Origin of the sequence: Streptomyces sp. NPDC048211 (assembly GCF_043202315.1) — a bacterium.
Taxonomy (GTDB): Bacteria; Actinomycetota; Actinomycetes; order Streptomycetales; family Streptomycetaceae; genus Streptomyces.
The window spans coordinates 904,857-926,169 of the sequence record NZ_JBIDAD010000002.1 but is presented as its reverse complement, the minus strand read 5'-3'; the positions used below and the strand labels follow the sequence as shown (position 1 = coordinate 926,169).

Here is a 21,313-nt window from a genome sequence, read left to right as displayed (position 1 = left end):
GTTCAGGCGGTGCGCAGATAGTGGTCCAGTACCCGGACCCCGAAGTGCAGGGCGTCGACGGGGACACGTTCGTCCACGCCGTGGAAGAGGGCCTGGTAGTCGAAGCCGAAGGGCAGCTTCAGCGGCGAGAAGCCGTAGCCGGTGATGCCGAGCCGCGAGAACTGCTTGGCGTCGGTGCCGCCGGACATGCTGTACGGGACGACGTGCCCCTCCGGGTCGAACCGCTCGACGGCGGCGCGCAGTCTGGCGAAGGTGGGTGAGTCGACGGGCGCCTGGAGCGGCACCTCGCGGTGGTGGAACTCCCAGTCGACCGAGGGTCCGGTGAGCCGGTCGAGGGTGGCGCGGAACTCGTCCTCGCCGCCGGGGACCATCCGGCCGTCGATGTAGGCGGTGGCGTGACCGGGGATCACGTTGACCTTGTAACCGGCTTCCAGCATCGTCGGGTTGGAGCTGTTGCGGACGGTCGGGGCGACGAGGTCGGCGGCCGGTCCGATCTTGCCGAGGAGTTCGTCCACGTCGAAGCCGGGGGCGTCGAGGTCGGGGTGGATGCCGTGCAGCGCGGCGATCTCGGTGAGTGCGGCGCGGACGGTCGGGGTGAGGCGCACCGGCCATTCGTGGTCGCCGATCCGGGCGACGGCCGCGGCCAGCGCGCTGACCGCGTTCGCGTGGTTGACCTTGGAGCCGTGGCCCGCCTTGCCGTGGGCGGTGAGCTTGAGCCATCCGGTGCCCCGTTCACCCGCCGCGATGGGGTAGAGCGGCATGTTGGGCCCGGCGTGGAAGGTGAAGGCGCCCGACTCGCTGATGCCTTCCGTACACCCTTCGAAGAGGGCGGCGTGCTGGTCGGCGAGGAAGCCGGAGCCGTCGTCGGCGCTGGCCTCCTCGTCGGCGGTGTACGCGATGACGATGTCGCGGCGGGGGCGGATGCCGGCCCTGGCCCAGAACCGGACGACGGCGAGGACCATCGCGTCCATGTTCTTCATGTCGATGGCGCCGCGGCCCCAGACGACTCCGTCGCGCACATCGCCGGAGAAGGGGTGCACGGTCCAGTCGTCGGCCTCGGCGGGCACCACGTCCAGGTGACCGTGGACCAGGAGCGCGTCCGCCGTGGGGTCGGTGCCCGGGATCCGGGCGACCACGTTGGTACGGCCGACGGTGCGCTCCAGCATCGCCGGTTCGAGCCCGGCGGCGGCCAGCCGCTCGGCGACGTACTCGGCGGCGGGGCGTTCACGGCAGTCGCCGCCGCCCCGGTTGGTGGTGTCGATACGGATCAGTTCGGAGGTGAACGTCACCGATTCGTCGAGCGCGAGCTCGTCGACGCTGTCGTTGGGGGTGCTCGCCTCAGCCATACTGTTCCTCCACGGCGGACGACACGATGGTCGTCACCGCCTTGAACGTGCGGATACCTTCGTACATCGTCGCGCTCGTGTAGGCGACACGCCTCTCCCCGGAAGGGGCCACACCGGGAACGACCGTGGCCGCCGCGGCCAGGTGTTCGGCATCGAACTCCAGCTCAACGGTGAACGGGCCGCCGTCGACCGGTGTGTACCGCCCGGCCAGGGCGGCCGCCTCCTTGGCCGCCGCACGGATGTCGGCGGCGGTACGGGCAGGGGTGCGGCAGACCGCGGCATAGCGCGACACGTAGTCCTTGACGGCGACCGTCCGCGCCTCGGGGGCGTATCCCTGGGCGTCCACGCAGGTCAGGTCGTCGCCGGTGACGAGGACGACGGGGACACCGTACTCGGCGGCCACATGGGCGTTGAGCAGCCCCTCGCTGGCCCTGACCCCGTTCAGCCACACCCCGGTGATGGAGTTCGCCAGATAGGTGTGGGCCAGGACGCCCTCCGTACCGGCACCGGTGTGGTAACCGACGAAGGCGACGGCGTCGACGTCGCCGTGCTGGATGCCCTCCACCATGCTGAGCGACTTGTGCTTGCCGGTGAGCATCTGGACCCGGTCGTCGAGCTGCTCCAGCAGCAGGTTGCGCATGGTCCAGTGGGCCTCGTTGACGAGCACCTCGTCGGCGCCCCCGTCGTAGAAGCCGAGGGCGGCCGCGTTGACGTCGGAGGTGAACAGGGAGCGGCACCGCTCCCACTGGGGTGTGCCGGGCAGCACATCGGCCGGCCAGGTCACGCCGGTGGCGCCTTCCATGTCGGCGCTGACGAGGATCTTCATGCGGCCACACGGTACGCGCCACAGAACGCGCAGGCCAGAGCTGCCGGGACCTCCAGAGGTCCATTCCACTGAAGGCCGCGGGTCCTGCCGTGCGGGTGCGGGACATATTCAGACGGCAAGGGCCGTGCGGTGTTCGTGGACGCGCAGGTTCAGCGTGACGAGGTCGAGCAGCGGCGTGTCGACGGACAGCTGCCGGGCCCGGTCCGTCAGGTCCCCGAAGACGTGCTCGGCCTCGGTCGGCGCGCCCTGCGCCACATCGCGGTACAGCGAGGCGGTGAGGGAGGAGCCCTCCGCGGTGAGCATCCCGGCCACGGCGTCGAGTTCCTTCTCGCGCACGGGGTGTCCGGCGGCGGCCGCGACGGCCGCGCACTCGGCCAGCAGGGCGGTGACGAAGCCCGGTCCCCCCGGTACGGCGCTGACGTCACCGACGGTGCCGCGCATCAGGCAGGTGAGCCCCGCCAGGGTGCTGATGAACACCCACTTGCTCCACATCGCCGCGAGGACGGCCTTGGACGGGTACGTGTCGATGCCGGCGTCGGCGAGGACGGCGGCGATCGCCTCCACCCGCTGGGACGTGCCGCCCTGCTGCTCGCCGATCGTCAGGGACGCGACCGGGGCGAGGCGCACGATGTCGCCTTCGCCGTTCAGCGTGGTGATGACCCGGGCGACGCCGCCGAGCACCGCCTTCTCACCGAACCGGTCGTTGAGCCGTGCCAGGTGCGCCATGCCGTTGAGCAGGGGCACGATCGCGGTGCCCGGTCCGACGGCCGGTGCGATGTCGTCGAGGGCCCCGTCCAGGGCGGTGGACTTCACCGAGAGGAGCACCAGGTCGTAGGAGCCGGTGAGGCGGTCCGCGGTGACGAGCCGGGGCGTGAGCGTCTCCTCCTCCCCCAGGCCGGTGATGCGCAGGCCCCGCTCGCGGAGGGCGGCTGCGCGGCGCGGACGGACCAGGAAGGTGACGTCCTTGCCCGCCTGCGCGAGCCGCGCGCCGAAGTAGCCGCCGGTGGCTCCTGCTCCTACGACCAGAATCTTCATGTACGTGCACCTTCCGGGTTCCGTGACCAGGGGTTCGGGGTGAGGGGCGTAACCGCTCAGCCGCCGATACGCAGAACGAGCTTGCCGGTCGACGTGCGCCCCTCCATCAGCAGGTGCGCGTCGGCCGCGTCCGCCAGCGCGAATTCGGCCGTCACCGGAAGGTCGACGTGTCCGTCGGTCACGGTACGGAAGGCGCGCTCCGCGACGGCACGCAGGGTGGCGGGATCATTGGCGGCCAGTTCCAGGATCGAGAAGCCGGCCACCGACCTGCTGCCCGGGTAGAGCTCGCTCTGCCCGGCGCTCCAGGGCTGTGCGCCGCTCGCGTTGCCGAAGGAGACCAGGCGCCCGAACACGGCGAGCGCGTCGATGCCGCGGCGCAGGGTGTCCCCGCCGACGGAGTCGAGCACCAGGTCGACGCCCCGGCCGCCGGTGGCGCGGCGGACCTCGTCCGGGAAGGTGTCGCCGACGAACACCTCGTCGTAGCCGTGGGCCAGGGCGTAGTCGGCCTTCGCGGCGGAGGACACCACGCCGTACACGGCTCCGGCGCCCGCGGCCCGGGCCAGTTGTCCGGCCACGGTACCGACTCCCCCGGCCGCGCCCTGCACCAGCACGCTCTCGCCCGCCCGCAGCCGTCCGACCTCGTGCAGCAGGGCGTGCGCGGTCGGCAGCACGGTGGGCAGGGTGGCACCCGTGCGCAGATCCACTCCGGCCGGGAGCGGGAAGACCGTGTCGGCCGGCGCCGTCACCACGTCCGCGTATCCGCCGCCGTCGAGGAAGGCGGCTGCCTCCTGACCCGGACTCAGCCCCTCGACCCCGTCGCCGACGGCCCGCACCCGGCCCGAGACCTCCAGACCGGGCACGAAGGGCAGTCCGGACACCCGGTATCCCACGGACCTGGCCTTGAGGTCGGCGAAGTTGACGCCCGCGTAGGCCACGTCGATCGTGACCTGGCCGGGGCCGGGCTCCGGGGCGGCCGTCTCGACGACCTTCAGCACCTCGGGCCCGCCGTACTCCTTGAACTCGACCGTACGCATGACAGACCGCCCCCAGAGAGTTGTGTTCAACGAAAAGCGAACACTTGGAGTGTAAGATTTTCATCGAACACTCCGCAAGGGGTCACGGACACGAGGAGCGCACCATGCCCAACCAGACTGCGGGCAGCGGACATCGCGCCGCCCCCGTACACACCGACCCGGCCGAGGTCCCCGTACTGACGGCCCTCTCCGCGCTGGCCGACCCGGTGCGCCTCCAACTGGTCCGCGACCTGGCGGGCTCCGAGGACTGGACGCGCACCTGCGGCAGCTTCGACGTACCCGTCGGCAAGGCCGCCCTCAGCCATCACTTCTCGGTGCTGCGCGGGGCGGGCCTGGTGGAACAGCGCGACCTGGGCCCCAAACGGGTCAACCGCCTGCGCCGCGAGGAGTTCGAGGCCCGCTTCCCGGGTCTGCTGCACCTGCTGCTGCGCGCCGACGACGTCTGAGGCGGGACTTCCGGCAGAACCGCCGCTGAACGGCGGAAAGGCCGGCGCCCCGCGATCGCGGGGCGCCGGCCTTTCCGTCGTTCAGCGGCGCTTGGCGCCCTTCAGCAGCTTCTCGATCCTGTCGAGTTCCTTGTCGCCGAAGTCCAGGTTGCGGATCGCCTCGACGCTGTTCTCCAGCTGAGCGACGCTGCTCGCACCGACCACCGCGGAGGTGACCCGGCCACCGCGCAGCACCCAGGCCAGCGCCATCTGGGCCAGCGACTGACCACGCTCGGAGGCCAGTTGGTCGAGCTCGCGGAGCCGCCCGACCAGGTCGGGGGTGACCGAGTCGGCCGACAGGAACGGGCTGCTGCCGGCCGCCCGCGAGCCCTCCGGGATGCCGCGGAGATAGCGGTCGGAGAGGATGCCCTGCTCCAGCGGCGAGTACGCGATGGAGCCGATGCCCAGCTCGTCCAGGGCCGTGAGCAGCCCGTCCTCGACCCACCGGTCCAGCATCGAGTACCGGGGCTGGTGGATGAGCAGCGGAGTGCCGAGGTCCTTCAGGATCCGGGCGGCCTCCCTCGTCTGCTCGGCCGAGTAGTTGGAGATACCCACGTAGAGCGCCTTGCCCTGCTGCACCGCCGAGTGGAGAGCGCCCATCGTCTCTTCGAGCGGGGTCTCGGGGTCGGGCCGGTGGGAGTAGAAGATGTCCACGTAGTCGAGGCCGAGGCGGCCGAGGCTCTGGTCCAGCGAGGACAGCAGGTTCTTGCGCGAGCCCCACTCCCCGTACGGACCGTCCCACATCAGGTAGCCGGCCTTGGTGGAGACGATGATCTCGTCCCGGTGCCGGGCGAAGTCCGTCCCCAGCGCGCGGCCCATCGCCTCCTCGGCGGAGCCGGGCGGCGGCCCGTAGTTGTTCGCCAGGTCGAAGTGGGTGATCCCGAGGTCGAACGCCCGGCGCAGGATCTGCCCCTGGGACTCCGGTGTCCTGTCACCGCCGAAGTTGTGCCACAGACCGAGCGAGAGGGCGGGCAGCTTGAGACCGCTGCGCCCGGTGCGCCGGTACGGCATGTCCTGGTAGCGGTCGGCGGACGGGATGTACATACGGGGCTCCACGGGAGAGATCGTTCCGGTTCATGACGGGGTTCGGCGTGCGGGGTCCAGGCTCGCGCACAACGATCCAGCAGTCCAACAGGAGATTCCGCTGGGATTCAGCGCCTATATTTCTCAATCATGGAGTTGCGTCAGCTGGAACATTTCGTCGCCGTCGCCCAGGAGCAGCATTTCACCCGGGCCGCCGAACGCGTGGCCGTGTCGCAGTCGGGCCTCTCCGCCTCCGTGCGGGCCCTGGAGCAGGAACTGCGGACCCCGCTGTTCAGCCGGACGACCCGCAGTGTGCGGCTGACCGAGGCCGGCCGCGCCCTGCTGGTGGAGGCCGAACGCACCCTGGCGGGCGCGCGGGCGGCGAAGGACGCCGTCGACGCGGTACGGGGACTGCTGCGCGGCACCCTGTCGGTGGGCGTGGAGCAGTGCGTGGCCGGGGTGAGCCTGCCGCGGCTGCTCGCCGCCTTCCACCGCGAGCACCCGCACATGGAGATCCGGCTCCGCCAGGAGGGGACGACGAACCTGGTGGACGGGGTGGCGGGCGGGCGTCTCGACATCGCCTTCGCCGCCACGGTCTCCCCCGTGGAGTGGCGTGGCGAGCTGGTCCCGCTGGCCCGTGAGCCCATGGTCCTGCTGTGCGCGCCCGGGCACCGGCTGGCCCCGGCGGACCGGGTCGGCTGGGACGAGCTGCCGGGTGAGGCGTTCATCGACTTCCATCCGGACTTCGGCCCGCGCCGTGCGGCCGACGAGGCCTTCGCCGCCGCGGGGGTGCGCCGCACGGTGGCGCTGGAGGTGAACGACGTGCACAGCCTGCTGGAGCTGGTGCACGAGGGGCTCGGGATCGCGGTGGTGCCGCACCACTTCTCCCGCAAGCCCGAGGCCCGGGGCCTGGTGGCGGTCCCACTCGACGGGAAGGACCAGCCGTACTACGAGAGCGTCGTGGTGCTTCCCGCCGCGCAGGCGATGAGCCCCGGCGCGCGGGCGCTGATGGCGCTCGTCCGGGAGGGGACCGGGCACTGACCCGCAGCGGTCAGCCGCCCAGCGCCTCGGCGAACGCTCCGTCCTCCTGCTCGACGCCGCTGCACGTGTCGCCGGCCTTCGTGGTGTCCTCGCCGGTGCACTGCCGGTCGCGGAAAGCGGCCCACAGGGAGAGGGCGCCGACGCCCTCACGCCGGGCGAAGGAGCGCAGGGACGCCGCGTCGGCCCGTGTGAAGGTCTCCCCCGCCACGTCGTTGACCCCGATCATCACGGTGATGTGCAGGGCCCGCCAGGCCTCGTCGTCCGGCAGTCCGAAGACGTCCGCGACCTGGTCGTGCGCCGCCGAGGCAGCCTGTTCCGCGTAGTCGCTCATGTCGCCGTCGTGGGACGAGCTGTAGTTCATCGCCATGATGTTCACCGCCGAGACCTCGACGTCCCGGGTGACCGCGTCGTCGAGGACGGCCCTCCCGCTCGCCTCCAGCCCGTCGGGCATGACCGGCAGGGTGTACGTGACGTCCAGGTCCCGCTCCTGCTGGAGCAGGTGCAGGGCCTCGTTGCGGCGGGCGACGGACGCGGTGTCGGTGAGCGCGTCGCCCTCGATGTCGAAGTCCGCCTTGGTCGCGCCGACCGCGTCGAGCACGTCGCCGTACGCGTCGGCGAGTTCCCGCGCGCTGTCACAGGCGAGCGCCGCCTCGGTGCCCGCAGCGCCGCCGAAGGAGACCCGGACGTCCGCTCCGGAGGCGGTGAGCGCCGCGACGCGCGCGACGACCGCAGAGTCGTCGGCCGCCGCGGTCCCGCCCCAGAGCGGGGTGCACGCGTCGCCGTCGGCGACCACGAAGGCGAGGTTGTACGTGTCGGGGGAACCCGCCGCGTCCGTGTCGGCGGCGGTCGTGGCACTGACGTACGGGGTGTACGCGGTGGCCGCAGGGGCCGCCCCGGTGGCGGTCGGACGAGGGGCCGACGCGGCTCCCTGGTCGGCGGCCGTGCCGGTCGCGCAGGCGGAGCAGGTGAGAAGAAGTGCGGCGAGGCCGACGCCGGCCGCGGCCCCCCGGAACACTGACACACGCATGGTGTTTGCACCTGCTTTCGGCAAAGAGTGCCCCGAAAACGCGACACAGAGGGACTGGAACACCCAAAACCTCTCACACCTGCCAGCCGCCACCCTCACAGCGCATTCATGGCCGGACAGCGCCCCACGCCGCACCCCTTACGTCAAACCCCCGCGTTGGAGGCCTGGTTGGCCATCCATCGAGCACTACGGGCCGCCTCACACCGCCCTCGTTCTCTCAGCCCATCGACAGGTGACGCCCGGATCCACAGCGTCCGGCCAGTAAAGCCCCAGATTTCGCACATGGCCGTTGGTCAACATACGCAAATGCATTCCGATACCCCTGTCGAGACAGATCCGGCCGCACGTGGCCGTCGCCGCAAACACGCGCGCACCTCCCTGCCCGCGGTGCAGGACGGACCGGTCTTCGTGGACACGTCCGGCCGCCGCGCCCGGCTGCTGCGCCGGGCCGGTGCCGCGCTGGGTGTCGCCTGCGTCGGGTACGTCGCCGTGCTGGCCCTCGCCTTCATGGGCGGGATCTCCCTGTCGCCCTCGACCCTGCTCCCCTTCGACGGCACGTCCGACGCCCGGGGCGGCCCCGGAGGCGCGCCGCCCGGCGGCGGCGCCGCGTATGCCCCGCCGAGCGCCGGGACGGCCCGATGAGCCGCACCGGACGCGACCGCCGCCAGGCGATACCGGGGCCCCGGGTGGTCATCGCCCTTCTGCTGCTCCTGGGCCTCGCCTCCGTGATGCTGCTCGACGGCTATCTGCGGGCCGAGGTCGGCAACGACCAGCGGGTCCGCTCCGGCGCGAGTGCGGACAAGGTGCCGGAGAGCGTCCTGGACGGCGGTCCCCTGCTCAGCTTCCGGGGCGGCACGGCCCGCACGCAGTCGGTGCCCGACAAGACGATCGTGCTGACCTTCGACGACGGGCCCGATCCCGAGTGGACCGGCAAGGTCCTCGACATCCTGGACGACAACGACGTGCCGGGCACGTTCTTCCTGGTGGGCTCCATGGTCTCGCGCTATCCGGGCATCGTGCGCAAGGTGGTCGACCACGGCAACGAGGTGGGCGTCCACACCTTCACCCACGTCGACCTCTCCTACCAGAGCGCCTCCCGCATCACGCGTGAGATCGCCCAGACACAACTGGCCCTGGCCGGGGCCGCCGGCATCACCACGACACTGTTCCGCGCCCCGTACTCGTCGACGAACGACGCCATCGACGACTACAGCTGGCCCGTCTACCAGAAGCTCGGCGCGCTGGGGTACACCAGCGTGTTCATCGACACCGACAGCGAGGACTGGCAGCAGCCCGGAGCCGACAGGATCATCGACCTGGCGACGCCGAAGGGCGGCAAGGGCGCCTCGGTGCTCTTCCACGACGCGGGCGGCAACCGTGCGCAGACCCTTGCGGCCCTGCCCCGGTACATCAAGCAGATGAAGGCGAAGGGCTACACCTTCACCACGGTCAGCGGCGCCCAGCAGCAGGCCGACCAGGCACAGTCCGCTCAGTCCACTCAGAACGGCCAGGCGCAGACGGGTGAGGCCGCCGGTCCGCCGGCCGCCGCCTCGGCGGCCGGCTCCGACCCCGGGCAGGCAGCGCACCGCAAGGCCGGCACCACCACCCTGTGGGAGGGCCGGGCGCTCCTCGCCGCCGTCGCGGTCGCCGAATGGACGGTGCCCGGACTCGCCGCGGCACTGACCGTCGTCGGAGTCGCCGTGCTGGGACGGTTCGGGCTGATGCTCCTCCTGGCCCGCCGCCACCACCGGCAGCGCAACAGACGCCGGTTCGTCTGGGGGCCCGAGGTCACCGGCCCGGTGAGCGTGATCGTGCCCGCGTACAACGAGAAGGAGTGCATCGCCCACACGCTCAACTCGCTGGCGTCCAGCACCCATCCGATCGAGATCGTCGTCGTCGACGACGGGTCCACCGACGGGACGGCGGAGATCGCCGAGTCCTTGGGCCTGCCCAACGTCCGGGTCGTCCGCCAGGCGAACGCGGGCAAGTCGGCCGCCCTCAACAACGGTGTACGGCAGGCGCGTCACGACATCGTCGTGATGATGGACGGCGACACCGTCTTCGAACCCGACACCGTGCACCGGCTCGTACAGCCCTTCGGCGACCCCGAGGTCGGCGCGGTCGCGGGCAACGCCAAGGTCGGCAACCGCAACACGGTCATCGGGGCCTGGCAGCACATCGAGTACGTGATGGGCTTCAACCTCGACCGCCGGATGTACGACCTGCTGCGCTGCATGCCGACGATCCCCGGGGCGATCGGCGCGTTCCGCCGCACAGCGGTGCTGGACGTCGGCGGCATGAGCGAGGACACGCTCGCCGAGGACACCGACATCACGATCGCCCTGCACCGGGCCGGCTGGCGCGTCGTCTACGCCGAGCACGCCCGCGCGTGGACGGAGGCCCCGGCCTCCCTGGGGCAGTTGTGGCGACAGCGCTACCGCTGGAGCTACGGCACCATGCAGGCGCTGTGGAAGCACCGGAGGTCCGTCACCGACCGCGGCCCCTCGGGCCGCTTCGGCCGGGTGGGCATGCCCCTGGTGGTCCTCTTCCAGATCGTCACGCCGCTGTTCGCCCCGCTGATCGACGTGTTCACGCTCTACGCGATGCTGTTCGTGGACCTCAGGGCGTCCCTGCTGGCCTGGCTGGCGATCCTGCTGGTGCAACTGGCCTGCGCGGCCTACGCGTTCCGCCTCGACCGGGAGAAGTACCGGTATCTGCTCATGATGCCGCTCCAGCAGCTCGCGTACCGCCAGCTGATGTACCTGGTGCTCATCCACTCCTGCGTCACCGCGGCGACCGGCGGCCGGCTCCGCTGGCAGAAGCTGAAGCGGACGGGCGCGGTCGGGGCTCCCGTGTCCGGTACGGAGAGCCGCTGATGGGGGGTGCGCACCGGCGCGGTGCACCCCTGGCGGCCGCCCCGGCAAGGCCTGCGCCCGACGGCGGACGCGACCGCTGGTTCGACGTACTGCGGGCCTTCGCCCTGGTCCGCGTCGTCACCTACCACACCTTCGCATGGCCCTGGCTGGGGCTCGTGTTCCCGTCCATGGGGGTGATGTTCGCCCTCGCCGGTTCACTCATGTCGCGCTCCCTGGAGCGGCCGGCCGGGCAGGTGATCCGGGGGCGTCTGCGGAGGCTGCTGATCCCGCTGTGGGCGTTCGGCCTGCTCCTCGGCACGGCGATGCTGCTGCACGGCTGGGTGCCCGGCGCCGATGTCCTGTACTGGGTGCTGCCGGTCGGTGACCCGCCGGGCGACGCGTGGGGCGAGCAGGCCTGGGCGGTGCTGTGGTACCTGCGGACGTACCTCTGGTTCGTCCTCCTGTCACCCGTCCTGCTGCGGCTCTTCCGGCTCGCGCCACTCCCGGCACTGGCCCTGTCTCTCGTCCCCGTCGTGGTGCTGACCGGGCTGGGCGGGGGGCCGGACGGGCGGCTGGGGAGTGCGCTGAGCGACGGGTCGGTCTTCCTGTTCTGCTGGCTGCTCGGTTTCGCCCACCGCGACGGGGTGCTCGACCGGATGCGCCCCGGCCGGGCCGTCGCCGTGGCTCCGGTCCTGCTGGCGGCCGGATGCTGGTGGGCGCTGCACCACCGGGTCGACGGGTCGTACGACCTCGACGACATCCCCCTCGCCCAGGCCCTGTGGTCCGCGGGATTCGTCCTGCTGCTCCTGCGGTTCCGGCCCGGCTGCGCATGGCTCGGCCGCCGCCCCGTGGCGGCGCGGGTGGTGAAGGTGTTCAACGCCCGCGCGGTGACCGTCTACCTGTGGCACGAGGTCGCGCTGATGGCGAGCGTGCCCCTGATCGACCTGATGTGGAACGTGCCCGCGTTCGAACGGCATCTGCCGCTCGGCAGCACCTGGCTCCAGTTCGGGGCCGCCTGGGTCCTCATCGCCGCGGCCGTGCTGCTCTTCGGCTGGGTCGAGGACGTGGCGGCGAAACGGAGACCGCGGCTGCTGCCCTGAACGACGCGTCCGGCCCCGGACCAACTCCTCGCCCGGGGCCGGTGCGCGCCCGGATCAGCGGGCGGCCAGGACGAACCACCGCGCCGGCAGGTCGATCCGGGTCCCATCGGGCAGGTGCTCGGTCTGCGGCAGCGCCGTGTCACCGCTGTCCAGGGTGGTCAGCCCGGCCGCCCGCAGCACCCGGGGCAGCTCCTCCTCGCTGGCGCTCGCCGGTTTCAGCCCGTGCTCGAACACCCGCCGCAGCTTCTCGGGCGGCCCGTCCGGCCCCTGGGCCGCCTGCTCCAGCACCGCCTTGGAGGCCGGGGTCAGCTCGGCGACGAACGCCCGGCCGTGTTTCCCCAGCAGCGTCGCCACGGCCGCCGCGACCGCCGGCCTGGCCTCGGGGTCGCTCTGGTGGATGACCGCCCGCATGTAGACGTTCGCGTCGCCGATCCGCTCGTGCAGGGCGCGCACCGCGTCTGCGTCGACCAGGTCCAGCTGGACGAACTCGGCGACGCCTTCGGAGTCCGCCCGGCGGGCGTGGCCGATCGCGGCGTGCGAGAGGTCCACGCCGACCGCGCGGGAGAACCGGGTGGCGAGATACCGGGTCTGGGTGCCGTTGCCGCAGCCGAGGTCCGCGACGGGCAGCGAGATATCGGCGTACGGCAGGAACAGTTCACTGTGCGGTACGGCGCTCAGCGAGGGGTCGGCGTCCCAGATCGCCTCGCCGGGTGTGTCCGAGGTGGCCGACCAGAAGCCTTCCCACGCCTCGCGGTATCGCTGCGACACATCCATGCGCACTCCCCAGTCCGGCCGTTCCGCGGCTTTCCGCTCAGAACCGGACTATCGCCTTCCCCTGTTCCGGGCAAGGGTGCGCACAGAGTTGAGGGCAACCTTTCACCAGGCGATCGGCCGGGGGCGCGGGACACGGGACAGCGCCAGCTCGAACCAGACGGTCTTGCCGCGCGCCGTGGCACTGGTGCCCCATTCGCTCGCGAGTCTGCTCACCAGGACCAGTCCGCGGCCGAACTCGTCGTGTGCGGTGGCGCCCAACAGCGTGGCGGGGGCAGGCTCGTCGTCGCTGACTTCGCACAGCAGGGCGCCGGTGCGGACGAGCCGGAGCCCGATGTGGTGGGTGCGGCCGTGCTTCACGGCATTGGTGACAAGCTCGCTGACCATCAGCTCGGCGGCCTCCACCGCGTCCGGCAGATCCCAGTCGAGGAGCCTGCCGCGCACCAGCCGACGGGCCCGGGCCACCTCGCGCGGGTCCAGCGCCAGTTGCCATTCGGCGACGTCGCCGTCCGGGATGCCGTTGAGCCGGGCCATCAGCAGGGCCACATCGTCCTTGCGGCCGCCGCTGGGGTTCAGGGCCCGGATGATCGTGTCGCAGGCGGCGTCCATCGACGCGGCGGGATGGGCGGCCGACGCACACAGCGCGGCCAGGCCTGCCCCGATGTCCTGCCCCCTCACCTCGACCAGGCCGTCGGTGCAGAGCACCAGCCGGTCGCCCGGCCGCACCCGGACGGTGACGGCCTCGAAGGCGACTCCGCCGACGCCGACCGGCGCACCGGTCGGCAGGTCGAGCAGCTCGGCCCGGCCGTCCTCGGCCCGGACCAGCACGGGCGGGATGTGACCGGCGTTGGCGATCTGGAGCTCGGAGCGGATGGGGTCGTAGACCGCGTAGAGGCATGTCGCGAGGTACTGCTCACCGAGTCGCCGGGCCAGATCGTCGAGATTGCGCAGCAATTGGGCGGGCGGCATCTCCATCGTGGCCATGGTCAGGACGGCCGTGCGCAACTGTCCCATCATCGCGGCTGAGTTGAGCCCGTGCCCCATCACGTCGCCGACGACGAGAGCGGTCCGGGAGCCGGGGAGTTTCACCGAGTCGAACCAGTCGCCGCCGACCCGGCCGAGCCGGGCGCCGGGCAGATAGCGGGTGGCGATGTCACAGCCCGCCATGCGCGGTTCGATCTGCGGCAGCATGCTGTCCTGGAGCGTCTCGGCGACGTTCTCCTGGTAGGTGTACATACGGGCGTTGTCGAGGACGAGCCCGGCCCTGGCGGCCAGTTCGGCGCCCGTGGTGCGGTCGATGTCGTCGAAGGGTTCGCGGCCGGGGCGGCGCATCAGCACCATGAAGCCGAGCACCACGTCGCGAGCCTTGAGGGGCACGATGAGCAGGGAGCGGTGCGTGATCAGGGGGCGCAGGTCACGCTTCTCGAACTCGCCCGAGATCCGGTTGCTCAACTCCTCGCTGACATAGGGGACGATGACGGGTTCGCCGGTGACCATGCACTGGAAGAACGGGGTGTGCTCGGGGAAGGCGATGGATTCGCCGACGGGCACGGTGTCGTCCCACCGGCCCGGTTCGTCGTTGTGCTCGACCCACACGCGGTGCCAGATCGTCGTGACGTCGGGCGGCCCGTCCGGGAAGCCCTCGCCGGCCAGGACCGCGGCGCGCAGATGCGTACCGGCGAAGTCGGTGAAGCGGGGCACGGCGGCGCTGGTGACCTCGCGGATGGTGCGTTCCAGGTCGAGGGAGGTGCCGATGCGGCCGCTGACCTCGTTGAGGAATTCCAGCCGTTCACGGACGGCCGCGTATTCGAGGTCCAGCTCGGGGCGGGGCACGGCGAGCGGCACGGGGGAACCCACGGCGGTGTGGAGCGGGCCGTCGGCGGCGAGGTGTCCCGGGCGCCGCGGCACACCCCAGTCCGGAGTCACCGGGATCCGGTCGTGATGGCTGAACTCAAGCACGGGGTAGCCGAGTTCGAGGATCTGGGCGACGATCCTGGTGGCTTCCTGGACGCTCATGCTGGGCAGGATCTCGGGCAGCCGCGAGGAGAGATCCCGGTAGCCGGGGAAGTCCGTGTGCAGGGCGAATCCGGGGGAGATCGTCTCGGTGTCCGCGCCGGCCCGGTCCCCCCGCAGGGGTTCGGAGTCCGCGGCGAGCATGAGCAGCCGTTCGGGGCCGGGACCGACGAGCGGATAGGCCCACCACAGCACGTCGACGCGGCCGCGGCGGGCGTCGTCCACGCGGGCCCGGCCCGCCGCCGGGTAGGCGACGGCACCGCTCAGGGAGCTGTCGAGTTCGGGGCCCAACTCCTCGTACACCCCGTCCGGCAGGGGATCGCCGTGCCGGCGTAACGCCCCTGATACCGGCAGGAGTTCACCTGCCTGGCAGCCGACGGCGTCCTCCCGGGAGACCCCGAAGAGCCTCCTCGCACCGGTTGACCAGTGGGAGACGAGTCCGTCCGCGTCGACGACGACCACGGCGAGCCGCACGCGGCCCGCCGCGGCGTCGCGCGGCTGTGGTGTCCTCTGCGGCGGCACACCGGGGTCCATGGGCGGAAGGCTCCTTCCTCACCGCAAGGTTCTGCGATGCGTGTGTCCACGGTACGGCCCCGCGTCCGGTGTCGCGGGTCATCGGAACAATCGCCCCCGAAGGGGGTGGGGTGCCGCGCCCGGCCGGGCGCGGCGGGCCCGCGCCGCCGGGCCGGGCGGCGAACCGGAGGACCGGTCGGCCCGGCAGCCGGGCCGAACCCTCAGTCCTCGTGGCCCAGTTGAAGGTCCCGTTCGGTGCGCCCGCCGCCCGCGACCTGGAGCACCGTGGCGACCGGCGGATAGCCGGCGGCGATCACGGTGTACTCCCCCGTGGACAGGTCGACGAACCGGAAGGAGCCGTCGGGCCCGGTGGTGAGCGTGTCGACCACGTTGCCCGCCGCGTCGAGGAGCGTCACCCGGGCGTCCTCGACGGGCCGCCCGCCACTCGCCCGGACGATCCCGCGCAGTACGGCGCCGCCGGCCAGTTCGATGTCCTGCCGCGTCTCCCTGGCCGCCTGCACGCTGACCGGCAGCGCGGCGGGCCGGAAGGCGGGGGCGGAGGCGGCGAGGGTGTACTCGCCCGCGACCAGCTCCGCGATCACGTACCCGCCCTCGCGCCCGCTGCGCGTGGAGGCGACGACTTCGCCGCGCACGTCGGTCAGGGTGACGGCCGCGTCCCGTACCGGGACCCCGTCCGCCGTCACGACGGTCCCGGCCAGCCGTCCGGCACCGCCGAGCACCACGTCCAGCTCCACCGGCCGTTCGCCCACGGTGACGCTGACGGCCTGCGGCTGGTGGCCCCCCGCGGCGGCGATGAGGACGTACGAACCGGCCCCGGGCACGCTCAGCGCGTACCGCCCCTCGTCCCCGCTGGCGCCCCTGCCTACCTGCTGTCCCTGGACGTCGATGAGGGTGAGGGCGGCGCGGGGCACCTTCGTACCGTCGGAGTGCTGGACAATGCCGCAGACCGGCACCCCGGAGAGGTATCCGCCGGAAGGGGGACCGGGGTCGATGCGGGCGGAGGGGATCGACGCGGGCTCGGCTGCGGTTTCGGGGCTGTGGTGGGACACCAGCGGTTTCTCCTTGAGGAAGAAGGCGAAGAACAGGCCGAGCACGAGGACCGGCACGAGGTAGAGGAAGATCCGGGGCATCGCGTCGGCGTAGGCCTGGATGTAGGCGTCGCGCAGCGCGGGCTCCATCGCGTGGACCAGTTGCGGCGTGATCGACTCGGGATCGGGCAGACCGGCTCCGGCGGGCAGCCGCACGGCGAGCGCGTCGGCCAGCCGTCCGGCGAAGAGGGTGCCGAAGACGGCGGCGCCCACGCTGCCGCCGATCTGCCGGAAGTAGTTGTTGGCACTGGTCGCGGTGCCGAGGTCGGCGGGGCGTACGGAGTTCTGCACGGCCAGGACGAGCACCGGCATGATCAGCCCGATCCCGAGGCCGAGGACCGCCTGCGCGATGCTGTACTCCCACCGCGGTGTGTCCGTTTCGAGCCGGGACAGCAGCCACATGCCCACCGCCGAGATCGCGCTGCCCGCGATCGGGTAGACGCGGTAGCGCCCGGTACGGGAGATGAGCTGGCCCGAGACGACGGAGGCACCCACGATGCCGCCCATCATCGGGAGCATGAGCAGCCCGGACTCGGTGGCGGTGGCCCCGTCGACCATCTGCAGGAAGGTCGGCAGATAGCTGGCGGCGCCGAACAGCGCGACCCCGACGACCGCGCCGACCAGGGCGGTGACGTTGAAGATCGAGTCACGGAACAGCCGCAGCGGGATGATCGGTTCGGGCGCGCGGTGCTCGACGGCGAGGAACAGCAGGGTCGTTCCGGCAGCTCCGGCGGCCAGCCCCAGAATGGTGCCCGACCCCCAGGCGTACTCCGTACCGCCCCAACTGGTCAGCAGCACCAGGCAGGTGGAGGCCGTAGCCAGCAGGGCGGCGCCGAGGACGTCGAGCCGGGGCCGGACCGTGGGCTTGGGAAGTTTCAGTACGACGGTGATGACGGCGAGCGTCACCAGGCCGAACGGCACGTTGATGTAGAAGCACCAGCGCCAGGAGGCGTGGTCGGTGAAGAAGCCGCCGAGCAACGGGCCCGCGACGGAGGCGAGTCCGAAGGCCGCGCCGATGAGCCCCATGAACCGGCCGCGCTCGCGTGGCGGGACGACGTCGGCGATGATCGCCTGGACGCCGATCATCAGCCCGCCGCCGCCGACGCCCTGGAGGGCGCGGAAGGCGATCAGTTCGTCCATGGTGCGCGACCAGCCGGCCAGGGCGGAGCCGACGACGAAGACGACGATCGCGAACTGGAAGACGCTCTTGCGGCCGAAGAGGTCGCCGAGCTTGCCGTAGATCGGGAGACCGATGGTCGAGGCGAGAAGGTAGGCGGTGACCGCCCAGGACATCTTCTCCAGCCCGTGCAGCTCGCCGACGATCTTCGGGAGCGCGGTGGCGACGATCATCTGGTCGAGCGCCGCGAGCAGGAGCGTGAGCATCAGCCCGACGAAGACGAGCCGGATACGGCGGGGATCCGTGACCCCGTCACCGGCCGGGACGACGGATTGCGTCGTGGCGGGCGGCGATGGGGGCGGGACGACCACGGGCACCGTCTCGGTGTCGCCCGTACCGTCCGGCTCGTCCTTCACCAGAGTGATGCCACCCACCACGTGCCGCTCCCCTCGTCGCACTGCCGCCGCCCATTTCTCGCATTGCGCGATAAGTGAGGGCAAACGCGACGAGGGGGCGCTGACGGCGCACTCAGGGGGCGTATCCCCCGGTGGGAGCCACTACGGCGCACAACCGACCGGCCGGAAAGACCACCCGAACCGGTGAGGCCGATCCGGCCGCAGGCTACTTCTCCACCTCGGCGGCGAGGTTCTGCAGCAGCTCGTCATAGATACGCCCAAGTCCCTTGGGCGCAAAGGTCTTCTCGAAGAATCCGCCGATGCCGCCGGCCCCCTTCCACACCGTGGAGACGACCGCCTTGGACTTGCCCTCACCGGCCGGGGTGACGGTCCAGGTCGTGACCATCGAGGAGTTGCGGTCCTTCTCCACGAGCTGTCCGTCGGTGGGCTCGGTGACCTCCAGCAGGCAGTCGCGCACCCGCTTGCTGGTGGCCTGGAGCTTCCAGTGGACGAGGGTGCCCTCGCCGTCACCGCCCTCGCGGATCTCGTACTCGCTGAAGTGACCGGGCAGCACCTTGCCGCGGACGTCCTTGTAATCGGCCAGCGCGTCGAACACCGTCTCCGCGTCCGCCGCGATGATCCGCTCTGTCGTGGCCTCGACCTGCGCCATGGCTGTTCCTCCAGCACTCGGTTGTTCGGGGGTGTGCTGAGCCAACCACCTCGGCAGTCCGGCTCAAAATCCGGCCCGGGACGAAGGGGAGAAAACGATCAAGGGAACAAATGTTCTATTCTCGGGCCAGTGCTACCGAGGAGGCGTCCATGCGCTGGGACAATCTTGCCGATAACCCCACAGAACCCACCAAGACCGGTACCGGCGCGCTCTTCGCCGCGGACGCGGTGACGACGCGCACGTTCGACACCCCGGAATTCCGAGGCATCACCTTCCACGAGATCCGGGCCCGCTCCATCGTGAACCGGGTGCCCGGCGCGTCCCGGATGCCGTTCGAGTGGACCGTCAATCCGTACCGGGGGTGTTCACATGCCTGCGTCTACTGCTTCGCGCGCAAGACCCACAGCTATCTGGACCTCGACACCGGTCTCGGCTTCGACTCGCAGATCGTGGTCAAGACCAACGCCCCCGAGCTGGTGCGCCGCGAGCTCGCCGCGCCGCGCTGGCACGGCGAGCACATCGCCATGGGCACCAACGTCGACTGCTACCAGCGGGCGGAGGGCCGCTACCGGCTGATGCCCGGCATTCTCACAGCCCTGCGCGACCACGCGAACCCCTTCTCCATCCTCACCAAGGGCACGCTGATCCTGCGCGACCTGGAACTGCTGCGGCAGGCCGCCGAGGTCACCGAGGTCGGGGTCTCGGTGTCCGTGGGCTTCACCGATCCCGAACTGTGGCGGACCGTGGAGCCCGGCACCCCCTCCCCCGAGCGGCGCCTCGACGTCGTCCGCGCCCTCAGCGAGCACGGCATCGGCTGCGGAGTGCTGATGGCACCCGTCATCCCGTACCTCGGCGACCGCCGGGACCAGCTGCGGGCGACGGTCCGCGCGATCGCCGCCGCCGGCGCGACCTCGGTGACCCCGCTCGTCCTCCATCTGCGCCCCGGCGCCCGGGAGTGGTTCATGGAGTGGCTCGGCCGGCACCATCCGCATCTGGTGCGGCGGTACGAGCGGCTGTACGCGGACGGCGCCTACGCTCCCACCTGGTACCAGCGCCGCATCACCCGGTACGTGCACGAGCTGGCGACGGAGTACGGCATCGGCCCCTCCCACCGCGGGACGCCCCGCGGCTTCCCCGGGCGCGCCGAGCCGCGGTCCCCGCCGCCCGGTCCCGAGCCCACCCAGCTGACCCTGCTCTGACCGGGCGGAGTGACCCGGGGGGCAAACGGGTCATCTCTCACCGGAACAGGTCCTCCCGGCTCCGAATACGGGGAGCATGCGGCGGGGGCTGCGCCACGCGCAGCCGTGTTCCCCCACCACGGGAGGCCATATGACGAACCGTTCAGGAATGCTGTTCGCCGTCGGAGCGACGGTCGCCGGTCTGGTGACCGCCGCACCGTCCCCGGCGAGCGCCGACGGCGGCGCGATGCGTGCCGCGCCGGTCAAGTGGACCGGCTGCTCCACCCCGTCGTACCCGACGCTCCAGTGCGCATCGGTGCGCGCCCCACTCGACCATGACGACCCGTCGGGCCGGCAGGTCACGCTCGCCCTGTCGCGGATCCCGCACACGGCGAAGACGTTCCAGGGCCCGCTGCTGGTCAATCCGGGCGGTCCCGGCGGCAGCGGTCTGTCGATGGCCGGCTTCGTCGCCGGCTCACTGCCGAAGTCGGTGGCCGCCCAGTACGACGTGATCGGGTTCGACCCGCGCGGCGTGGGCAGGAGCCGGCCGGCCCTGGACTGCGTCCCGAAGTACTTCGATCCGGTACGGCCCGACCCGGTGCCGCACTCCGTCCAGGACGAGCGGACCAACCGGAACCGCGCCCGCGACTTCGCGGCCGCCTGCGGCGAGAAGTACCCGGACCTGCTCCCGTACATGGACACGGTGAGCGCGGCCAAGGACCTCGACGTGATCCGGGCCGCCACCGGATCGCGGCAGCTCAACTACCTGGGCTACTCCTACGGCACCTACCTGGGCTCGGTGTACGCGAAGCTGTTCCCGGACCGCGTCCGGCGCCTGGTCCTCGACTCGAACGTGGACCCGGACGGGGTCTGGTACGACGACAACATCGCCCAGGACTACGCGTTCGACACCCGCCACAAGGCGTTCGCGGCCTGGGTGGCGAAGTACGACAGCACGTACCGGCTGGGCACCGACCCGGCTAAGGTCGAGGCGGCCTGGAACCGGATGCGGGACGCGGTCAAGAAGCGTCCCGCGGGCGGGAAGGTGGGCGCGGGCGAGCTGGACGACACGTTCCTGCCGGGCGGGTACTACAACGGCTACTGGCCGACGCTGGCCGGGGCGTTCGCGTCCTATGTGAACGAAAAGGACGACAAGGCCCTGGTCAAGGCGTACGAGCGCTTCGGCGCGGTCGACGCCGAGGGCGACAACGGGTACTCGGTGTACTCGGCCGTGCAGTGCCGCGACGCGCAGTGGCCGGGCGACTGGAACGTCTGGCGCAGCGACAGCCAGCGGGTCCACGCCAAGGCGCCGTTCATGACCTGGAGCAACACCTGGTACAACGCCCCGTGCGCCGACTGGCCGGTGGAGCCGCTGAATCCGGTACGGGTCTCCAACCGCGCGCTGCCTCCGGTGCTGCTCTTCCAGGCGACGGACGACGCGGCCACTCCGTACGAGGGCGGCGTCACCCTGCACCGCAAGCTCAAGGGTTCGAGCCTGGTCGTCGAGGAGGGCGGCGGCAACCACGGCGTCACACTGAGCGGCAACGCCTGTCTGGACCGGTACCTGGCGGACTATCTCGCCAAGGGCACCGTGCCGCGGGGGAAGGGCGGCGACGTGGACGCGGTCTGCGCGAAGACGCCCGACCCGAAGCCGGCGGCGGCCAAGACCGCGCGACCGGCGTCGCGCACGGAGGCGGACGGCCGGGGCAGCACGCTCCACGGGCTGCTCGGGTTCCGGGGCTGACGGAAAGACATGGCCGCGGTCCGGGGGCGTA

At 71.5% G+C, this 21,313-nt stretch carries 17 protein-coding genes; 7 read left to right on the top strand and 10 right to left on the bottom strand.

The features are described 5' to 3' along the window. Nucleotides 1-2: 2 nt before the first annotated feature. From ACGFZA_RS10955 to ACGFZA_RS10940, 4 genes are all read right to left on the bottom strand, one after another. Nucleotides 3-1,346 carry a M20/M25/M40 family metallo-hydrolase gene (locus ACGFZA_RS10955; protein WP_393678685.1) on the bottom strand — a complete coding sequence of 448 codons (1,344 nt, stop codon included), beginning with the start codon at nucleotides 1,344-1,346 and terminating at the stop codon, nucleotides 3-5. After that, on the bottom strand, nucleotides 1,339-2,172 hold the full coding sequence (locus ACGFZA_RS10950; RefSeq protein ID WP_385283244.1) for a M55 family metallopeptidase: 834 nt from the start codon (nucleotides 2,170-2,172) through the stop codon (nucleotides 1,339-1,341). The genes ACGFZA_RS10955 and ACGFZA_RS10950 overlap by 8 nt, the downstream gene beginning before the upstream one ends. A 108-nt stretch (nucleotides 2,173-2,280) precedes the next feature. Beyond that, complete coding sequence (locus tag ACGFZA_RS10945) at nucleotides 2,281-3,207, bottom strand: ketopantoate reductase family protein (RefSeq protein WP_385283241.1); 927 nt, start codon at nucleotides 3,205-3,207, stop codon at nucleotides 2,281-2,283. A 56-nt stretch (nucleotides 3,208-3,263) separates the two neighbouring features. Further along, nucleotides 3,264-4,241, bottom strand: coding sequence for a zinc-binding alcohol dehydrogenase family protein (locus ACGFZA_RS10940; protein ID WP_393678684.1), 978 nt, complete (start codon nucleotides 4,239-4,241; stop codon nucleotides 3,264-3,266). A 104-nt stretch (nucleotides 4,242-4,345) separates the two neighbouring features. Here ACGFZA_RS10940 and ACGFZA_RS10935 point away from each other — a divergent pair, with 104 nt between their 5' ends. After that, a complete protein-coding gene (locus tag ACGFZA_RS10935; protein ID WP_393678683.1) occupies nucleotides 4,346-4,687 on the top strand; it encodes an ArsR/SmtB family transcription factor in 342 nt (113 codons plus the stop codon). Between the two features lie 81 nt (nucleotides 4,688-4,768). On the opposite strand, the gene ACGFZA_RS10930 is transcribed toward ACGFZA_RS10935, so the two are convergent. Next, the gene (locus tag ACGFZA_RS10930) at nucleotides 4,769-5,770 is read right to left on the bottom strand and encodes an aldo/keto reductase (protein ID WP_393678896.1); all 1,002 of its coding nucleotides are present in this window, start codon (nucleotides 5,768-5,770) and stop codon (nucleotides 4,769-4,771) included. Between the two features lie 129 nt (nucleotides 5,771-5,899). On the opposite strand from ACGFZA_RS10930, the gene ACGFZA_RS10925 reads away from it, so the two are divergent. Next, a complete protein-coding gene (locus ACGFZA_RS10925) occupies nucleotides 5,900-6,790 on the top strand; it encodes a LysR family transcriptional regulator (RefSeq protein WP_385278034.1) in 891 nt (296 codons plus the stop codon). 10 nt (nucleotides 6,791-6,800) lie between these two features. Here ACGFZA_RS10925 and ACGFZA_RS10920 read toward each other — a convergent pair whose 3' ends face one another. Next, nucleotides 6,801-7,817 (bottom strand): chitinase, encoded by a 1,017-nt coding sequence (locus ACGFZA_RS10920; protein WP_385278036.1) that lies wholly within the window; start codon nucleotides 7,815-7,817, stop codon nucleotides 6,801-6,803. Nucleotides 7,818-8,123: 306 nt separating this feature from the next. Between ACGFZA_RS10920 and ACGFZA_RS10915 the strand changes: the two genes are divergently transcribed. From ACGFZA_RS10915 to ACGFZA_RS10905, 3 genes are read left to right on the top strand one after another with little or no spacing between them, the layout of a single operon-like run. Then, nucleotides 8,124-8,459, top strand: coding sequence for a hypothetical protein (locus tag ACGFZA_RS10915; RefSeq protein WP_393678682.1), 336 nt, complete (start codon nucleotides 8,124-8,126; stop codon nucleotides 8,457-8,459). Further along, nucleotides 8,456-10,693: a bifunctional polysaccharide deacetylase/glycosyltransferase family 2 protein gene (locus ACGFZA_RS10910; RefSeq protein WP_393678681.1), complete on the top strand. Its 2,238-nt coding sequence runs from the start codon at nucleotides 8,456-8,458 to the stop codon at nucleotides 10,691-10,693. Before ACGFZA_RS10915 ends, ACGFZA_RS10910 begins: the two co-directional genes overlap by 4 nt. Further along, complete coding sequence (locus tag ACGFZA_RS10905; protein ID WP_393678680.1) at nucleotides 10,693-11,772, top strand: acyltransferase; 1,080 nt, start codon at nucleotides 10,693-10,695, stop codon at nucleotides 11,770-11,772. Before ACGFZA_RS10910 ends, ACGFZA_RS10905 begins: the two co-directional genes overlap by 1 nt. Nucleotides 11,773-11,826: 54 nt before the next feature. On the opposite strand, the gene ACGFZA_RS10900 is transcribed toward ACGFZA_RS10905, so the two are convergent. The 4 genes from ACGFZA_RS10900 to ACGFZA_RS10885 all read right to left on the bottom strand — a co-directional run bounded on the left by ACGFZA_RS10900 (nucleotide 11,827) and on the right by ACGFZA_RS10885 (nucleotide 18,360). Beyond that, entirely contained in the window at nucleotides 11,827-12,546 is a 720-nt protein-coding gene (locus ACGFZA_RS10900; RefSeq protein ID WP_393678679.1) for a class I SAM-dependent methyltransferase, read from the bottom strand. A 102-nt stretch (nucleotides 12,547-12,648) separates the two neighbouring features. Further along, complete coding sequence (locus ACGFZA_RS10895) at nucleotides 12,649-15,090, bottom strand: SpoIIE family protein phosphatase (protein ID WP_393678678.1); 2,442 nt, start codon at nucleotides 15,088-15,090, stop codon at nucleotides 12,649-12,651. 200 nt (nucleotides 15,091-15,290) lie between these two features. Further along, nucleotides 15,291-17,732, bottom strand: a complete 2,442-nt coding sequence (locus ACGFZA_RS10890) for an MFS transporter (RefSeq protein ID WP_393678677.1) — start codon at nucleotides 17,730-17,732, stop codon at nucleotides 15,291-15,293. A gap of 184 nt (nucleotides 17,733-17,916) precedes the next feature. Further along, nucleotides 17,917-18,360 (bottom strand): SRPBCC family protein, encoded by a 444-nt coding sequence (locus tag ACGFZA_RS10885; protein ID WP_385278049.1) that lies wholly within the window; start codon nucleotides 18,358-18,360, stop codon nucleotides 17,917-17,919. Between the two features lie 149 nt (nucleotides 18,361-18,509). Here ACGFZA_RS10885 and ACGFZA_RS10880 point away from each other — a divergent pair, with 149 nt between their 5' ends. Beyond that, on the top strand, nucleotides 18,510-19,559 hold the full coding sequence (locus ACGFZA_RS10880) for an Rv2578c family radical SAM protein (protein WP_393678676.1): 1,050 nt from the start codon (nucleotides 18,510-18,512) through the stop codon (nucleotides 19,557-19,559). Between the two features lie 130 nt (nucleotides 19,560-19,689). Continuing rightward, nucleotides 19,690-21,282, top strand: coding sequence for an alpha/beta hydrolase (locus tag ACGFZA_RS10875; RefSeq protein ID WP_393678675.1), 1,593 nt, complete (start codon nucleotides 19,690-19,692; stop codon nucleotides 21,280-21,282). Nucleotides 21,283-21,313: the final 31 nt, after the last annotated feature.

What these genes read in the sequence shown, in the direction of transcription:
- ACGFZA_RS10925 (WP_385278034.1), top strand. Translation starts at nt 5,900, where the DNA reads ATGGAGTTGCGTCAGCTGGAACATTTCGTCGCCGTCGCCCAGGAGCAG.
- ACGFZA_RS10950 (WP_385283244.1), bottom strand. Translation starts at nt 2,172, where the DNA reads ATGAAGATCCTCGTCAGCGCCGACATGGAAGGCGCCACCGGCGTGACC.
- ACGFZA_RS10885 (WP_385278049.1), bottom strand. Translation starts at nt 18,360, where the DNA reads ATGGCGCAGGTCGAGGCCACGACAGAGCGGATCATCGCGGCGGACGCG.
- ACGFZA_RS10920 (WP_385278036.1), bottom strand. Translation starts at nt 7,817, where the DNA reads ATGCGTGTGTCAGTGTTCCGGGGGGCCGCGGCCGGCGTCGGCCTCGCC.
- ACGFZA_RS10880 (WP_393678676.1), top strand. Translation starts at nt 18,510, where the DNA reads ATGCGCTGGGACAATCTTGCCGATAACCCCACAGAACCCACCAAGACC.
- ACGFZA_RS10955 (WP_393678685.1), bottom strand. Translation starts at nt 1,346, where the DNA reads ATGGCTGAGGCGAGCACCCCCAACGACAGCGTCGACGAGCTCGCGCTC.
- ACGFZA_RS10895 (WP_393678678.1), bottom strand. Translation starts at nt 15,090, where the DNA reads ATGGACCCCGGTGTGCCGCCGCAGAGGACACCACAGCCGCGCGACGCC.
- ACGFZA_RS10875 (WP_393678675.1), top strand. Translation starts at nt 19,690, where the DNA reads ATGACGAACCGTTCAGGAATGCTGTTCGCCGTCGGAGCGACGGTCGCC.
- ACGFZA_RS10930 (WP_393678896.1), bottom strand. Translation starts at nt 5,770, where the DNA reads ATGTACATCCCGTCCGCCGACCGCTACCAGGACATGCCGTACCGGCGC.
- ACGFZA_RS10935 (WP_393678683.1), top strand. Translation starts at nt 4,346, where the DNA reads ATGCCCAACCAGACTGCGGGCAGCGGACATCGCGCCGCCCCCGTACAC.
- ACGFZA_RS10905 (WP_393678680.1), top strand. Translation starts at nt 10,693, where the DNA reads ATGGGGGGTGCGCACCGGCGCGGTGCACCCCTGGCGGCCGCCCCGGCA.
- ACGFZA_RS10945 (WP_385283241.1), bottom strand. Translation starts at nt 3,207, where the DNA reads ATGAAGATTCTGGTCGTAGGAGCAGGAGCCACCGGCGGCTACTTCGGC.
- ACGFZA_RS10900 (WP_393678679.1), bottom strand. Translation starts at nt 12,546, where the DNA reads ATGGATGTGTCGCAGCGATACCGCGAGGCGTGGGAAGGCTTCTGGTCG.
- ACGFZA_RS10940 (WP_393678684.1), bottom strand. Translation starts at nt 4,241, where the DNA reads ATGCGTACGGTCGAGTTCAAGGAGTACGGCGGGCCCGAGGTGCTGAAG.
- ACGFZA_RS10910 (WP_393678681.1), top strand. Translation starts at nt 8,456, where the DNA reads ATGAGCCGCACCGGACGCGACCGCCGCCAGGCGATACCGGGGCCCCGG.
- ACGFZA_RS10915 (WP_393678682.1), top strand. Translation starts at nt 8,124, where the DNA reads ATGCATTCCGATACCCCTGTCGAGACAGATCCGGCCGCACGTGGCCGT.